The following is a 15176-nucleotide window of genomic DNA, read 5'->3' as shown; positions in this document are numbered from 1 at the left end:
GGTCGGGGGGGGGGGGGGGCCCCCGGGGGGCCGGGGGGGGGGGGGGCCCCCCCCCGCGGGGGGTGGAGCGGGGGTGGGGCTTACTTGGACGGCTCGGGGATGTCACACGTGATCTTGGGATTGACGCCCATCCAGTTGAGCGGGCCGGCGACCACCGTCACGATGACCGTGCCGGCCTCGGCGCAGCTGGCGTCGCCCGTGTCCTTGAAGTAGCCGCGCTCGAACGCGGCCACGGCGCCGAGCACCAGCCAGATGATGACGATTACTCCGCCTATGGATCCTGCGCGCATCGGGGGCTCCTTAGCAGGTGGGGAACTGGCCGCGAGATACCCCGTACCGTTCGATCTCTAAACGAGCTTCGCCTGCAACGTGTACGTGTGCGGCAGCCGCCCGGGCCGGTCGGTGAGTTGCCATTCGCCGCCGGGCAGCAGCGTCATCTGGCCGGGAAGCGCTTCCCAGGGGACGGAGTCGTGCTCGACGAGACCCGTGAGGGTCAGCCCGGCGTCCAGGACGGCCGTCACGATCTCGCCCAGCCCGTGGTTCCACTCGTGCGTGACGGTGTGCGTGAAGGTCGCGTCGGTGTCGACGTACGTGCCGTCCTCGTCCCAGACCTGCGGCTCCTCGTGCTCGAAGTACGGGTACTCGAGGCACACCAGCGAGTCCGGCCGCCCGTCCTGCAGCGACCACAGCACGGGGTGCCCCTCCCGGATGAAGAGCCGGCCGCCCGGCCGCAGCAGCCCCGCCACCGTACGAGCCCACCGGCGCACGTCCGGCAGCCAGCCCAGCGCGCCGATCCCCGTGTAGACGAGGTCGAACCCGCCCGCACCCAGCACCTCGACCGCGTCGTAGACGTCGGCCTCCACGAACGGGATCGCCGCCCCGGCCGCCGCGGCGAGGCGGCGGGCCTGGTCGAGGGAGGCCGGCGAGAAGTCGAGGCCGGTCATGGTGGCGCCGAGGCGGGACAGGGAGAGGGTGTCCGTACCGATGTGGCATTGCAGGTGCACGCCGCGCAGGCCGGTGAGGTCGCCGAGCCGCGGGCGGTCGAAGGTCACGGTGTCGCTCAGGTGCACCGGATCGGCGTAGGCCGCGAGGTTGTAGCCCGCGGAGGCGGCGTGGGCCGGGGCGCGCTCGTCCCAGTTGGCCCGGTTGATCGTGCGGTAGTCGTCCACGCCGGGACGGTAACCCGCCGCCCAGGCCGCCCGGAACCGAAAAAAGCCCGGAACCCAAAAGACCGGAAGCAACGGCCAGGACCCCCGCCGAAGGCCCCGTTCCGCACCCGTGAGCGTGCATGGCGTTAGATGGGCAGGTCGACGGCGGTGGATCGGAAGGCGGGTGCGGCTTGGAGACCAGGCGTACGACGGTGCGGGACGTCCGCCGCGCCAACCGGGCCAGTCTGCTCACGGATCTCTTCCACGGCGGGCGGCAGAGCCGGCAGCAGCTCGGGGAGTCGACCGCGCTCAGCCAGGCGAGCGTCAGCAACCTCATCGGCGAGATGATCGACGAGGGCCTGGTCGAGGAGGCCGGCCTGGTCGGCTCGGACGGCGGCCGGCCGCGGGCGCTGCTGCGGGTCGCGCCCGGATACGGGTACGTCGCCGGGGCGGACGTCGGCGAGACCCGGGTGACCGTGGAGCTGTACGACCTGGCGATGTCCCGGCTCGGTTTCGTGCGCTACCAGTTGCCGGCCGGGGACCCCGATCCGCGTACGGTCGCCGATCGGCTGCTCGAGGGGCTCACCGCGGTCGTCGCCGAGGCCGGGGTCGAGCTGTCCGAGGTGCTGGGCTACGGCGTCGGGGTGCCCGGGGTCGTCGACCAGGGCGCGGGCGGCGCGGTCGTGCATTCGCAGACGACCGGCTGGGACGCGGTGCCGCTGGGCGAGCTGCTGAGCGCCGGGACGAGCGTGGAGATCTTCGTCGAGAACGGGGCCAAGGCGGCGGGCCAGGCCGAGATGTGGTTCGGCGCCGGGCGCGGGGCCCGGGACGCCGTCATCATCATGATCGGTACGGGCGTCGGCGCCGCCGTGGTCATGGACGGCCGCAGCTACCGCGGCGCCAACAGCAACGCGGGCGAGTGGGGCCACACCACCATCGTGTACGACGGGGAGCTGTGCCGCTGCGGCGCCCGCGGCTGCCTCGAGGCGTACATCGGGTCGCGCACGGTCATCGCCCGCCTGGCCGCGGCGACGGGGGAGGAGCCGGCGCCGGAGCTGCTCGACCGGGCGCTGGCGGCGGACGGCACGCTCGCCCCGGAGGTCGCCGAGGTGATCCGGCAGACGGTCGGCTACCTGGGCGCCGGCATCGCCAACCTGGTCAACCTCTTCTCGCCGGAGCGCATCGTGCTCGGCGGCTCCGCGGGGTCGGCGCTGGGAGAGCGCTTTCTTCCCGACATTCGTGACGCCGCCGCCCGCAACGCGCTCCGCCACCCGTACGCCGGCACCCGCATCGACCTCTGCCAGCTCGGCCCCGAGGCCGTCGCGATGGGTGCCGCCACCCTGCCCATCGCCCGCCTTCTCACCGACGGCGGCCTCCCCGCGACCGCCGGCCCGGCCCCTCTCTCCCGGGCCGCCCACCGCCGCGCCCTCTCGAAGTCGAGAACCTGACGCGCGGTCGTTACATCGGACCGTCGAACTCGACGACCAGCGACGCGATCCGCCACTCGTCGCCCGCCGCCCGGAGCCCGAACGTGCACCGCCCGGTATTGACCACCGCCGCCCGCCCGCCGGCGGTCGAGGTCAGCAGCAGGTACGCCCGCACTGTGCCGCCGTCCACGACGACATTCGTCAGGTGGTGCCGCTGCTGACCGCCGGGCTTCGCCGCCCGCACGAAGTCGAGGATCGCCGACCGCCCCACGACCGGCCCGGCGACGGTCTCGCCGCCGGACTTGAACGTCCACGTGGCGTCTTCGGTGAGCACCTCCGCCAAGGCCGCCGGGTCGCGCTCGTCGAGCGCCGCCGCGTACCGGAAAAGGGTGTTCATACCGTCAGCACGATCTTGCCCTGGAGGTGTCCCCGGGCGGCCCGCTCGTGCGCCGCAGCCGCCTCCGCCAGCAGGAACGTGCTGTCGATGCCCACCACCAGCGTGCCCGCGTCCAGCATCCGGCCCAGCTCCGCGAGCTGCGCGCCGCTCGACCGCACCTGCGTGCCCGAGATCACCACGTTGCGCTCCGCAACGGCGGCGGCGTCGTACTCGCCGGGAAACACCGGGAACACCGCGCCGCCTTGACGAACTGTGCGCAGCAGCCGCCCGGCCGCGGGCCCGCCGACGGTGTCGAGCACCACGTCGACATCCCGGACGACATCACCGGGATCCTCCTTGGTGTAGTCGACGAAGGAGGAGGCGCCCAGCGAGCGTACGAAGGACTCGTGCCGGCCGGAAGCCACCGCGACGACCCGGGCCCCGGCGGCCGCGGCGAGCTGCACCGCGAAGTGCCCGACCCCGCCCGCGGCCCCGTTGACCAGTACCGTCATCCCCGGGCCGAGCGGCACCGGCCGATGCGGGAAGGGCTGGAAGGGGTTGGGCTCGTCGTGCCCGACCTCGATCAGGAACTGCCACGCGGTCAGGGCCGCCATCGGTACCCCGGCGGCCTGGACGTGCGAGAGGCCGGCCGGCTTGCGGGCGAGATCCGAGACGGGCGCGGTGATGTATTCGGCGTAACCCCCGCCGTGGAAGCTCGGGAACCGCACCATCCCGAACACCTCGGCGTCAACCGGGAAACCGTCGGCCGGAGACGCGACGACGCCCGAAATGTCCGTACCCGGAATGGCCGGCAACCGGAACGTCGACGTCGTCTCGCCCGGCATCGACGACAGCCCGCCCCGCATGTACCAGTCCGGCGGGTTGATCCCCGCCGCGTGCACCCGGATCAGCACCTCACCCGGCCCCGGCGTGGGGACGGGCACCTCCTCGTAGCGCAGTACCGAAGGGTCACCCTGCTCGTGCAAACGGATCGCTTTCATGCCCCGAGTCAAGCCCCGCGGTGATCGAGCTGTCCAAGACCTGGTTCTCATGGGCCGATACCGGAACCGCATGGGGGTACGTTCGACGGGTGGACGACGATCTCGACCTGCGGCTGGTGCGCTACTTCACCGTCGTCGCGGAGCACCTCAACTTCGGCCGCGCCGCCGCCGAGCTGCACCTCGCCCAGCCCTCGCTGAGCCGGCAGATCCAGCGGCTCGAGGAGCGGCTCGGCGTGCGCCTGCTCGACCGCACCCCGTGGGGCAATCAGCTCACCGAGGCCGGCAAGGCGTTCCTGCCCGAGGCGCACGACCTGCTCCGGGCCGCCCGCCGCGCCACGAGCGTCGCCCGCGCGCACACCTCGGCGGGCCGGCTCACCGTCGGCTACGTCGAGGACCTGATCGTGACGCCCGCCGTGCAGGAGCTGCGCCGCCGCCACCCGGACGCCGACATCACCACCCGCCACATGGTCTGCGGCGCCATCAAGGATGTCGACGTCCTGGTCGCCCGGTCACCAGTGCCCGTCGAAGCCGAGGAGCAGGTGCTCTACGAGGAGCCGCGCATGCTCGTCGTGCCGGCCGGCCACCGGCTCGCGGGCCGGGCGTCGGTGCGCACGGAGGACTTCGCGGACGAGCAGCCCTACCCGTGCTCACTGACCGCGGGCGGGTGGAGTGCGTACCAGTTGCTGGGTCCGGATCCCCGGCCGGTCGAGGGCCATGCGGACAAGCTCGAGCTCGTCGCGAGCGGCAAGGCGATCGCGGTGGTGCCGAGCGGGGACCGGCGCAGCACGCTCCGGCCCGACCTGGTGACGGTCCCGATCACGGACGCGCCCGCCAGCACCGTCGTCGCGGTGAGCCGGCCGGGCGACCCCAACCCCCTGATCCGGGAGTTCCGCGGGATCGCCCGGGAAAAGCTCAGTCGGCGAGGCGCGACCGCGCGATGAGGTCCCGGTACCACAGGGCCGACTGCTTGAGGGTCCGCACCTGCGTCTCGTAGTCGACGTGCACGATGCCGAAGCGCTTCGCGTACCCGTACGCCCACTCGAAGTTGTCCATCAGCGACCACGCGAAGTAGCCGCGGATGTCGGCCCCCTGCGCGCGGGCGTCCGCCACGGCGGCGATGTGCGTGCGCAGGTAGTCCAGCCGGTCGAGGTCGGCCACCGACCCGTCCACCACGGGCGGGTCGTCGAAGGCGGCGCCGTTCTCCGTGACCACCAGCGGCAGCCCGGGATAGTCCCGGTGCAGCCGGACCAGCAGCTTGGTGAAGCGGTCAGGCGTGACCGGCCAGCCCATCGCCGTCTTCGGGGCGTCGATGGGCACCTCCCGCACGACCGGGTGGCCGTCCGCGTCGATCGCGGAACCGCCGGGGGACGATCCGCTGAAGTCCTGCCCGAAGTAGAAGTTCACCCCGAGCACGTCGAGCGGCGTCGAGATGATCTCCAGATCGCCGTCCTGGATCGGCAGCGACGTGCCGCGCGCGGCGAGATCCGCGACCACGTCCGACGGGTACGACCCCTTGTGCAGCGGATCGAGATAGACGCGCGTGCCCATCCCGTCCGCCCGCCGCGCCGCCGCCACGTCCAGCGGTGAGTCGGTGGCCGGGTCGGCCTGGCCCATGTTGAGCGTGATCCCGAACGTGTGGTCCCGGGTCGCCGCCGCCCGCATCCGCTGGGTCGCGAGCCCGTGCCCGAGCAGCAGGTGGTGGATCGCGGCGATGGCGTCGCCGAAGTCCCGCCGGCCCGGGGCGTGCACGCCCTCGTAGTAGCCCAGCCAGGCCGAGCACCACGGCTCGTTGAGCGTCGTCCACGCGTCGACCCGGTCGCTGAGCTTGTCGAAGACGAGCATCGCGTAGTCGGCGAACCGGTAGGCGGTGTCCCGCGCCGGCCAGCCGCCCGCGTCCTCGAGCTCCTGCGGCAGGTCCCAGTGGTAGAGCGTCACCCACGGGTTGAGCCCGGCGCCCAGCAGCTCGTCGGTCAGCCGGTCGTAGAAGGCCAGGCCCTCCGGATTGACCGGGCCCCGCCCGCCCGGCTGCACGCGCGGCCAGGAGACCGAGAACCGGTACGTGTCCACGCCCAGGCTCTTGATCAGCGCCACGTCGGCGGGCATCCGGTGGTAGTGGTCGCAGGCGACGTCCCCGTGGTCCCCGCCGTCGATCGCGCCCGGCACCCGGCTGAACGTGTCCCAGATGGACGGTGTCCGGCCGTCCTCGGCCACGGCGCCCTCGATCTGGTACGCCGACGTCGCCACGCCCCACTGGAACCCGGGCGGGAAAGCCGCCGTCACGCGGTCACCACCGGGTGCAGCCAGCAGGCGACCGTACGCGTGGAGCCGTCCGGCGTCGACGGCGGCCCGAGCACCGGGATGTTGTCCGCGCACGGGTCGAACACCTTGGGACAGCGCGGGTGGAACGAGCAGCCGGTCGGCATGCCCTTGAGGTCGGGCGGCGAGCCCGGGATGCCCGTCAGCTCGCGCCGCGGCCCGCGCAGGGCGGGGAAGGAGCCCAGCAGCCCGGCGCTGTAGGGGTGCAGCGAGTCCTTGTAGAGCGCCCCGGCCGGCGCCTCCTCCACGATCCGGCCGCCGTACATGATGGCGATCCGGTCGGAGAACTCCACCAGCAGCGACAGGTCGTGCGTGATGAAGATGACCGAGAAGCCCAGCCGCTCGCGCAGCTCGATGAGCTGGCCCAGGATCTGCCGCTGCATGACCACGTCGAGCGCGGTGGTCGGCTCGTCCATGATGACCACCTGCGGCTGCAGGATGAGCGCCATGCCGATCATCACGCGCTGCCGCATGCCGCCGGACAACTGATGGGGGTACGCGTCCATCCGGTCGGCCGCGATCCCGACGAGCTTGAGCATCTCGCGGGCCCGGGCGTTGCGGGCGTGCGCCGACATCTTCGGCTCGTGCGCCTCGAGCACGTCGGTGAGCTGCGTCGAGATCTTGTGCACGGGGTTGAGCGAGTTCATCGCGCCCTGGAACACGATCGCGGTCTCGGCCCACCGGAAGTCCCGGAGCCCCTTGTCGTCCAGCCCGAGCACGTCGTAGGTGCCGTGGTCGGGGGAGTGGTAGATGACCTCGCCGCCGCTGATGACCCCCGGCGGGGCGAGCAGCCGGGTGAGGCCGTACGCGAGGGTGGACTTGCCCGAACCGGACTCGCCGGCCAGGCCGAGGACCTCGCCGCGGTGCAGCGTCAGGTTGACGTCACGGACGGCGTGCACCGCCTGGTCGCCCAGGCCGTAGTCCACGTTCAAGTTCTTGATCTCGAGGATCGGGTCGCCTGTCACTGCGAGCCCTCCTTCTTCAGCACCGGGGTCGCCGCGGCCGTGGTGACGGCGGGGATCGGCTTGGCGTGGGTGTGCGGCGCGGACGAGTTGCTCAGGACCGGCGTGAAACCGACGCGCATGCGGACCGTACGCCCGGAAGCGGTCTTGACCTTGGTCTTGCCCGCGCTCCGCAGGCGCGGGCTGACGAACTCGTCGATGCCGAAGTTGATCAGCGACAGGGCCGTGCCGAGGAACGCGATCGCGAGACCGGCCGGCACGAACCACCACCACGCGCCCTGGGCCAGCGCCTGCTGGCTCTGCGCCCAGAAGAGGATCGTGCCCCAGTTCCAGCCGGAGTCCGCACCGATGCCGATGAAGGCCAGCGTGATCTCGGACGTGACGGCGAAGATGACCGTGCCGACGAAGCCCGACGCGATGATCGCCGTGAGGTTGGGCAGGATCTCGAAGAGGATGATCCGCCAGGTCTTCTCGCCGTTGGCCCGCGACGCCTCGATGTAGTCGCGCCGGCGCAGCGACAGCGTCTGCGCCCGCAGCACCCGGGCGTTCCAGGCCCACGACGTGAAGCCGATGATCAGCGCGACCAGGACCGCGCCGCCGCTCGGGGCCGCCGCCGTCACGATGATGATCAGCGGCAGGGCCGGGATGACCAGGAAGACGTTGGACAGGGCGGACAGGCTGTCGTCCCAGCCGCCGCCCAGATAGCCGGCGGTGACGCCGATGAGCACGGACAGGATCGTCGCCATGGCGCCGGCGGCGAGACCGACGACCATGACCGTCCGGGTGCCGTCCAAAATCTGGCTGAGCACGTCCTGCCCGAGATGCGTGGTGCCGAGCCAGTGCGCGCCCGACGGGGGCTGCACGAGGTCCTCGCTGCGGGCATCGGGATCGTACGGGGCGACCCAGGGCCCGATGATCGCGAAGAGGATGTAGAGGCCGAGCACGACGACGCCGGTGAACGCCTTCTTGTTGGCGATGAACCGGAACCGCTGCCGCTTCGCCTTCGCCGGCCGGGCCGGGTCCGGCTGGGCCATCGCGCCCTGGCCGGGGATGACCTGCTCGACGCTGGAGGTGGGAATGGTCATCGTCTCAGCCCTCCTTGCGGGTGCGCGGGTCGAGCAGCAGGTACGCGATGTCCGCGATCAGGTTCGCCACCAGCACCGAGATCGTGATGACGAGGAAGATGCCCTGCATCAGCGGATAGTCCTTGGCGGTGACCGCCCGGAAGAGCAGGAAGCCCAGCCCCGGGTACGAGAACACGATCTCCACCAGCAGCGTGCCGCCGACGATGAAGCCCAGCGACAGCGCGAAGCCGGAGACGTTGGGCAGCAACGCGTTGCGGGCCGCGTAGCTCAGGGCCACGCGCCGGTCGGACAGGCCCTTGGCGTGCGCGACGGTGATGTAGTCCTCGGCCGACACGGTCACCATCATGTTGCGCATGCTGAGGATCCAGCCGCTCACCGACGAGATGAGGATCGTCAGCGCGGGCAGGAGGCTGTGCTGCAGGGCGCTCGGGATGAAGTACTGGTCCCACGCCGGCACCAGCCCCGGCTCGTAGCCGCCGCTGGACGGGAAGAAGCTGTCCGGCCCGGCGAGCAGGAAGATCGCGAGCAGACCCAGCCAGAAGTACGGGACTGAGGACAGGAACGTGGTGGCCGGCAGCAGGCCGTCGACCCACGAGCCGCGCCGCCAGCCGGCGAGCACGCCGAGCCCCGTACCCAGGAAGAAGCTGATGATCGTGGTGACGCCGACCAGGCCCAGCGTCCAGGGCAGCGCGTCGGAGATGACCTCGGAGACCGGGGACGGGAAGGCGGTGAAGGACAGCCCGAGGTCGCCGTGGAACAGCTGCACCCAGTAGTCCAGGTACTGCTGCCAGAGGCTCTTGTCCTTGTCCAGCCCGAAGAGGATGTAGAGCGACTCGATCGCGTCGGAGCTCATCTGGCCCTGGAAGCGGGACAGCAGCGCCTTGACCGGGTCGCCGGGGATCATCCGGGGGATGAAGAAGTTGAGCGTGATCGCCGCCCACGCCGTGAAGACGTAGAAGAGGATCCGCTGGATCAGGTACTTCACCGGACCACCTCCGTCCCCGGCGCGACCTGGGGGCTCGATGCCACGGTCGCCTCGTCGTAGAGCCAGCACGCCGCCCAGTGCCCCGGACCGTCACCGATCTCGATGCGTACGGGCAGGTCGGTCGTGCAGCGTTCCATCGCCGCCGGGCAGCGCGGGTGGAAGCGGCAGCCCGCGGGCGGGCGGATCAGGCTCGGCGGCTCGCCGTCGCCCCGATCACCCTCGTCGGCGGTCATGGCCGCGATCCGGTCCGGGTCCGGCGCGGACTCGATCAACAGCCGGGTGTACGGGTGGGCGGGCGACTGGGTGACCGTCTCGCTGTCGCCGCCCTCGACCATCCGGCCGGCGTACATCACCAGGGTCTCGTCGGCGAAATAGCGGGCCGACGCGATGTCGTGGGTGATGTAGAGGATCGCGAGGTTCAGCCGTTCCTTGAGGTCGCGCAGCAGGTTCAGCACGCCGAGCCGGATCGAGACGTCCAGCATGGACACCGGCTCGTCGGCCAGCAGCGCCTCGGGGTTCGCGCCGAGCGCCCGGGCGATCGCGACGCGCTGCCGCTGGCCGCCGGAGAGCTCGTGCGGGAACTTGTCGAGGTAGCGCTCCGGCGGGGTCAGGCTGACCCGGGTGAGCAGGTCGGTCAGCGCGTTCTCGAGGTCCTCGGCGCTGCTCCCGGCGTTGCCGTGGATCTTCAGCGACCGGGTCAGGTGATAGCGGATGGTGTGCACGGGGTTCAGCGACGCGAACGGGTCCTGGAAGATCATCTGGACCCGGCGGGCGTACGCCCGGAACTCCCGGCCACCCTTCACCCGCGTGCTCGTGCCGTGCAGGGCGATGTCGCCGTCCGTCCGCGGGTAGAGCTGCGCCAGCAGGCGCGCCACCGTGGACTTGCCGGAGCCGGACTCGCCGACCAGGGCGACGACCTGTCCGCGCCGCAGCGTGAGGTGCACGTCGTCGACGGCGTGCACCGCGTCGTTCGTACGCTTGAAGAGGTCGCGCAGCGAGCGGCGGACGGGGAAGTGCTTGGTCAGGCCGGTCGCCTCGAGCACCACCTCGCCGGCCGCGGCCGGGGCCTCGGGAATCGACGTCATGTCAGTTCCTTCTCGGAGGAAACGCTTCCTTGTGCAGGAAACGCCGACCGCCGTCCCTCTCCCGATCGCGGGGGGAGAGGGACGGCGGAGCGGGTCAGGAGTTGGCGGGCTTGAGGTGCAGGATCACGTCGAGCGCGTTGGCCTGCGTGGGCTGGCCGGCCCCGTAGGGGTTGGTGTCGTCGGGCCAGCCGACCCAGTTCTTCGTGCTGTAGGCCATGCCGACGTTGTCCGCGCCGACCGGGATCATCGGGACCTGCTCGACGAAGACCTTCTGGATCGTCGCCAGCGCCGTGGTCCGCGCGGCGTCGTCGGCGGCGTTCGCGTAGTCCTCGAGCGCCTTGGTCGCCTCAGGGCTGTCGAAGCGGCCGAAGTTGCCACCCGGGGAGGCGGTGCCGATCGGCTTGAGCAGCTTGCCGTCCATCACCGTCTGGTAGAGGTTCCACGGCGTCGAGCCGCCGTTGGTCCAGCGGAAGGTGGCGTCGAACTTGCCCTCCTCCACGTTGCGGAACCACGCGTCCTGGTTGGCCTTGTCGACCTTGGCCACGATGCCGATCTCGGCGAGGTTGCTCTTCACGATCTCGAGCGAGGTCTGGTAGTCGGACCAGCCGCTGGGGTCGGTCAGCGTCAGGGTGACCGGCTTGCCGCTCGGGTCGCTCAGCGTGGTGCCGTTGAGCTTGTAGCCCGCGCTCTGCAGCAGCGCCTTGGCGCCGGCCACGTCGACGGCCTGGTTCTTGCCCTTGTACGCCTCGGTGACGTAGGCGTCACCGGCCGGCGACGGCAGACCCGTCACGCTGTTGACGACCGGGTGGAAGTAGCCCGCCTCGGCCTGGTTGAAGATGTCCTCCCGGTTCACGACCATGCTCATCGCCTGGCGGAGCTTCGGGTCGTTGAAGGGCGCCTTCGTGGTGTTGATGTAGAGGCCGTGGATGCCGAGGACCGGCGGCGCCCACACCTTGTAGTGCGCGGGGTCCTTGTCCAGGAACACCTGCTTGTAGTTCGGGATGAAGACGAAGCTCCACTCGTTGGAGCCGTCGGCCAGCGCCGTGGTCTGCGCGTTGTTGTCCGTGTAGGACGTGTAGCGCAGCTCCTTGACCTGGGGCAGGTCCTGCCAGTAGCCCGACTCGCGCACGGTCAGCGTGGTGGTCTGCGGGGTGAAGGACTTCAGCGTGTACGGGCCCGAGCCGACCGGGTTCTTCACCGTGTCGGTGGTCGGGTCCTTGATGCCCTCCCACAGGTGCTTGGGCACCATCGGGGTCTGGCCCAGCCACGCGTCCTTGTAGACGAACATCGAGCGGGTGAACGTCGCGGTCACCGTGTTGCCGCTGGCGGAGATGTCGCCGTACGGGATGGCCGCGAGGTTGAGCGCCTCGAACTTCTTGAGCAGGTTCCACGTGAACGCCACGTCGTCGCCGGTGACGGGCTTGCCGTCGGACCAGGTCGCGCCGTCGCGGACGGTCACGGTGACCTTCTTGAAGTCCGGGCTCCACTCCGCGCCGGTGGCCAGCCACGGCTTGTAGGGGTCGGCCGGCTTGACCGGGTTCCACATCATGAGCGGCTCGTAGAGCGCCCAGCGCCAGCCGATCGACGCGGCGGCCGAGGTGGTGAGGAAGGGGTTGTGGTTCTCGGTCTGCGGGCCGTTCGGCATGCCGATGGTGAGGTAGTTCTTGGCGCCGGCCGCGTTCTTGTTGCCCGAGTTCGGCGAGTCGCCGCAGGCGGCCAGCCCGCCCGTGGCGAGCACGCCCGCCAGGGCGACCGCGAACAGTTTCCTTCTCTGCATCTCTGACTCCTGGAAGGGGGTGTGTGGTGAGGGGTGAGAGGGGGTGCCCTGTTCTTGCGCGCAGGGCGGGACGGCCGGTCACTCGCGCGACCCGCCTGATGGTCCGTGAGGGGTTATGAGGGGGCGGCCGAGGAGCCGCGGACGGTGAACGTGGCGGGGATGACGGTCGGTCGGTTGGGCAGGGGCGAGCCTTCGAAGTGGGCGAGCAGCGTCCGGGCCGCCGCCTCGCCCATCTCGCGCAGCGGCTGGTGCACGGTCGTCAGCGGCGGTGTGGTGTGCGCCGCGAGCGGGATGTCGTCGAAGCCGACCACCGCGACGTCCTGGGGCACGCGCCGACCGCTGTCGAGCACGGCCTGCATGGCCCCGGTGGCCGTCAGGTCGTTGTGGGCGAAGATCGAGTCGAACTCCACGCCGGCCGCGAGCGCCGCGTTCACGCCCTCGAAGCCGCACGCGATGGTGAAGTCGCCCGGCAGCACGCGCTCGCGCGGGATCGGGTGGCCCGCCTCGGCGTACTCCTTGGCGAAGCCCTCCAGCCGCTGCACCGTGCAGCCGAACCGGTCCGGCCCGGCGATCACCAGCGGCTTGTGCCGGTCGATGGCGAGCAGGTGCCGCGCGGCCGACCCGGCGCCGGTGTAATTGGTGGTGCCCACGCTCGGGATCTGCCCGGGCTGGTGGTCGCGGTCGTCGATCAGCACCACCGGCAGCCCGCGGGCGTGCAGCCCGGCGATGTAGTCGAGCGTCCCCTCGGGCTCGATGACCAGCAGGCCGTCGAAGCTCTTCGCGTTGACCTGCGCCCCGAACTGGCGCATCGACTCCTCGCCGCGGTTGCAGGTGAACAGCAGCAGCCCGTAGCGCTCGGTCTCCAGGACGTCGACCGCCCCCTGCAGTACCTCGCCGATCCACGGCCAGGTGAGCGAGGGGACCAGCATGCCCACGACCCGGGTCCGGCCCCGGGCCAGCCCGACGGCCCGCGAGCTGGGCACGTAGCCGAGTTCCTCGATGACCGCGCGGACCCGGGCGGCGGTGGACTCGTCCAGCTCACCCTTGCCGTTCAGGACCCGGGAGACCGTGGTCTTGCTGACCTTGGCCCGGGCCGCGACATCGGCGATGGTGATCGGCACTGGTCCTCCGACTTGTGTCAACGCGGTAACACCGCAGTTTCGGAACCGGTTTCGGGAGCGGTTCCGGCAGTTAACTCCGGTGACCCCGGTCACGTCAACGCGTCGGCGTCTTTATTTAGGTTTCGGCTGGGTAACCGCGGGCAGCCTGAATCGTTTAAGACACTTCACAAATGCTGGTCAATGTGCCCACAAGCGGGCAAGAGTCTCCCCGGACTCCGTGATGATCTCGTGACCCGGCGACGGCAGCCGCCGCCCCCTGGCCGACGGGGTGCTGCTCCTGGCCGAGCGATCGCCCGCATCCCCGTGGCCCGCATCCCGCGCGTAGCACGCGTCACGGGCGCGCAGAGGTCGCTCAGGCCGTACGGAAGCCGTTCGGGCGTCCGGGTCTCCCGCGCGGGCCTGCTGATCGGCGCGCCCTTCGTTGTGCCGCGGCCGGGTTCGTGGTCAGCTGGGCAGGGGGACGCCTTCGACGTGGCGGACGAGGGTGGGCAGCACTTGGCCGAGGGGGGCGTCGACGACCAGGCCCGCGTACGGATGGCCGCGCGTCACGCCCTGGTTGACGATTGCCACCCGGATGCCGTCCTTCGCGGCCCGCAGCACGAAGCGGCGGCCCGACATGACCGTCAGGGAGGACCCCAGCACCAGCAGGGTGCGCGCGCCGGCGACGAGCTCGAAGCTCCGGCTCACGCGGGGCGCCGGGACGGTCTCGCCGAAGTAGACGACGTCGGGCTTCAGCATGCCCCCGCACGCGGTGCAGTCGACGACTGTGAAGCCGGTCAGCTCCGCGTCGTCGATCTCCACGTCGCCGTCGGGGTTGACGGCCGAGATGCGGGCGCCGAAGCCGGGGTTGGCGGCGTCGAGGCGGGCGGAGTGCTCGGCTCGGGGCCTGCGGTCGCCGCAGTCCAGGCAGATGATCCAGGAGAGGTTGCCGTGCAGCTCGACCACGCCGTGCGCGCCCGCGGCCTGGTGCAGGCCGTCGACGTTCTGCGTGATGATGCCGTCGAGGCGGCCGAGCTCCTGCAGCCGCGCGACGGCCCGGTGCCCGTCGTTGGGCCGGGCGTCGCCGATCGTGCGCCACCCGAGGTGACTGCGCGCCCAGTAGCGCTGCCGGGCGTCGGGATCGCGGGTGAAGGCCTGATAGGTCATCGGCGTCGCCCGCCGCGCCAGCCCGGACGGCCCCCGGTAGTCGGGGATGCCCGACTCGGTCGACAGCCCGGCGCCGCTGAGCACCACCACGCCGCCGTCGGTGATCCACTCGGCCAGCTCGCCGGCGCCCGTGACAGATTCCACCTCCCCATGGTCCCTCACGTTCGCGCCCGTACCCACTTTCTGGCGGTCGGGAGTGGTCTCGTGACGGTCCGTCAGCTCGGAAACAGTCACCCTGAGGAGTGGGACGAAGCACTCAGTCGATGCGTTCTGTGCACGGACCTGCGGTTGCGGGTAAGTTGACTCCGTGGCCACCGTCGCGCGCCTGCACCCCCGTCACTGGGACGGGCGGCGACTGCTGCAGTTCCTGACGGGCCTGGCGCTGATCGCGCTCGCCTTCGCGGTGCCCACGCTGAGTCCCGCCCCGGAGGTCTCCGAGCCCGCCCCGGTCGTCACCGTGGTGGACGCCCCGGCGCCGGGTGAGGTGAGCGAGGCTCCGGCCGTCCAGGCCGTCGAGCCTGCCTCGGGCAGCGTCGCCGCCGTCGACTCGCCGGCAGCCGTGTGCGAGTTCGCGGTGCTGCACTCCGGCGCCGACCAGCGCACCGTCGCCGGGCGCGCGCCCCCGGCTGCCTGACCTTTCTTCCGCACTGTTTCGTCGCTCCGCCACGCCCGGAAACCCCGTGCCACGGGGGCGATGCCGCGGCTCGTCGCGCTGTGTGCGTACCCGGGCCGGTCGAACCCACCACC

15 protein-coding genes are annotated in these 15176 nt (G+C 71.3%); 3 read left to right on the top strand and 12 right to left on the bottom strand.

What is annotated here, in order from left to right; genetic code table 11:
- Nucleotides 1-80: 80 nt before the first annotated feature.
- Nucleotides 81-290, bottom strand: a complete 210-nt coding sequence (locus tag RAN62_RS23730) for a hypothetical protein (protein ID WP_305786930.1) — start codon at nt 288-290, stop codon at nt 81-83.
- A gap of 57 nt (nt 291-347) precedes the next feature.
- The gene (locus RAN62_RS23725; RefSeq protein WP_305786929.1) at nt 348-1169 is read right to left on the bottom strand and encodes a class I SAM-dependent methyltransferase; all 822 of its coding nucleotides are present in this window, start codon (nt 1167-1169) and stop codon (nt 348-350) included.
- Nucleotides 1170-1339: 170 nt separating this feature from the next.
- On the opposite strand from RAN62_RS23725, the gene RAN62_RS23720 reads away from it, so the two are divergent.
- Nucleotides 1340-2596, top strand: a complete 1257-nt coding sequence (locus RAN62_RS23720) for an ROK family protein (protein ID WP_305786928.1) — start codon at nt 1340-1342, stop codon at nt 2594-2596.
- A 10-nt stretch (nt 2597-2606) separates the two neighbouring features.
- Here the strand turns inward: RAN62_RS23720 and RAN62_RS23715 are convergent, their stop codons facing one another.
- Together RAN62_RS23715 and RAN62_RS23710 are read right to left on the bottom strand one after the other, a co-directional pair.
- A complete protein-coding gene (locus RAN62_RS23715) occupies nt 2607-2972 on the bottom strand; it encodes a nuclear transport factor 2 family protein (RefSeq protein WP_305786927.1) in 366 nt (121 codons plus the stop codon).
- On the bottom strand, nt 2969-3952 hold the full coding sequence (locus RAN62_RS23710) for an NADP-dependent oxidoreductase (RefSeq protein ID WP_305786926.1): 984 nt from the start codon (nt 3950-3952) through the stop codon (nt 2969-2971). The genes RAN62_RS23715 and RAN62_RS23710 overlap by 4 nt, the downstream gene beginning before the upstream one ends.
- Nucleotides 3953-4041: 89 nt before the next feature.
- On the opposite strand from RAN62_RS23710, the gene RAN62_RS23705 reads away from it, so the two are divergent.
- Entirely contained in the window at nt 4042-4893 is an 852-nt protein-coding gene (locus RAN62_RS23705) for a LysR family transcriptional regulator (RefSeq protein WP_305786925.1), read from the top strand.
- Here RAN62_RS23705 and RAN62_RS23700 read toward each other — a convergent pair.
- The 8 genes from RAN62_RS23700 to RAN62_RS23665 all read right to left on the bottom strand — a co-directional run bounded on the left by RAN62_RS23700 (nt 4865) and on the right by RAN62_RS23665 (nt 14573).
- Nucleotides 4865-6232, bottom strand: coding sequence for a GH1 family beta-glucosidase (locus RAN62_RS23700; RefSeq protein ID WP_305786924.1), 1368 nt, complete (start codon nt 6230-6232; stop codon nt 4865-4867). The two genes, RAN62_RS23705 and RAN62_RS23700, sit on opposite strands and share 29 nt — an antisense overlap.
- Nucleotides 6229-7233 carry an ABC transporter ATP-binding protein gene (locus tag RAN62_RS23695; protein WP_305786923.1) on the bottom strand — a complete coding sequence of 335 codons (1005 nt, stop codon included), beginning with the start codon at nt 7231-7233 and terminating at the stop codon, nt 6229-6231. Before RAN62_RS23695 ends, RAN62_RS23700 begins: the two co-directional genes overlap by 4 nt.
- Nucleotides 7230-8315, bottom strand: coding sequence for an ABC transporter permease (locus RAN62_RS23690; protein ID WP_305786922.1), 1086 nt, complete (start codon nt 8313-8315; stop codon nt 7230-7232). Before RAN62_RS23690 ends, RAN62_RS23695 begins: the two co-directional genes overlap by 4 nt.
- A 4-nt stretch (nt 8316-8319) precedes the next feature.
- Nucleotides 8320-9300: an ABC transporter permease gene (locus RAN62_RS23685; RefSeq protein ID WP_305786921.1), complete on the bottom strand. Its 981-nt coding sequence runs from the start codon at nt 9298-9300 to the stop codon at nt 8320-8322.
- Nucleotides 9297-10385 carry an ABC transporter ATP-binding protein gene (locus tag RAN62_RS23680; RefSeq protein ID WP_305786920.1) on the bottom strand — a complete coding sequence of 363 codons (1089 nt, stop codon included), beginning with the start codon at nt 10383-10385 and terminating at the stop codon, nt 9297-9299. The genes RAN62_RS23685 and RAN62_RS23680 overlap by 4 nt, the downstream gene beginning before the upstream one ends.
- 94 nt (nt 10386-10479) lie before the next feature.
- Nucleotides 10480-12162 carry an ABC transporter substrate-binding protein gene (locus RAN62_RS23675; protein ID WP_305786919.1) on the bottom strand — a complete coding sequence of 561 codons (1683 nt, stop codon included), beginning with the start codon at nt 12160-12162 and terminating at the stop codon, nt 10480-10482.
- A gap of 113 nt (nt 12163-12275) precedes the next feature.
- Nucleotides 12276-13283 carry a LacI family DNA-binding transcriptional regulator gene (locus RAN62_RS23670; RefSeq protein WP_305786918.1) on the bottom strand — a complete coding sequence of 336 codons (1008 nt, stop codon included), beginning with the start codon at nt 13281-13283 and terminating at the stop codon, nt 12276-12278.
- A gap of 444 nt (nt 13284-13727) precedes the next feature.
- Nucleotides 13728-14573: an NAD-dependent protein deacetylase gene (locus RAN62_RS23665; RefSeq protein ID WP_305786917.1), complete on the bottom strand. Its 846-nt coding sequence runs from the start codon at nt 14571-14573 to the stop codon at nt 13728-13730.
- 163 nt (nt 14574-14736) lie between these two features.
- Here RAN62_RS23665 and RAN62_RS23660 point away from each other — a divergent pair, with 163 nt between their 5' ends.
- Nucleotides 14737-15063 carry a hypothetical protein gene (locus tag RAN62_RS23660; protein ID WP_305786916.1) on the top strand — a complete coding sequence of 109 codons (327 nt, stop codon included), beginning with the start codon at nt 14737-14739 and terminating at the stop codon, nt 15061-15063.
- Nucleotides 15064-15176 lie beyond the last annotated feature (113 nt).

It is taken from the genome of Symbioplanes lichenis, assembly GCF_030709675.1.
Classification (GTDB): Bacteria; Actinomycetota; Actinomycetes; order Mycobacteriales; family Micromonosporaceae; genus Actinoplanes; species Actinoplanes lichenis.
This window is presented reverse-complemented; position numbering and strand designations above follow the sequence as displayed.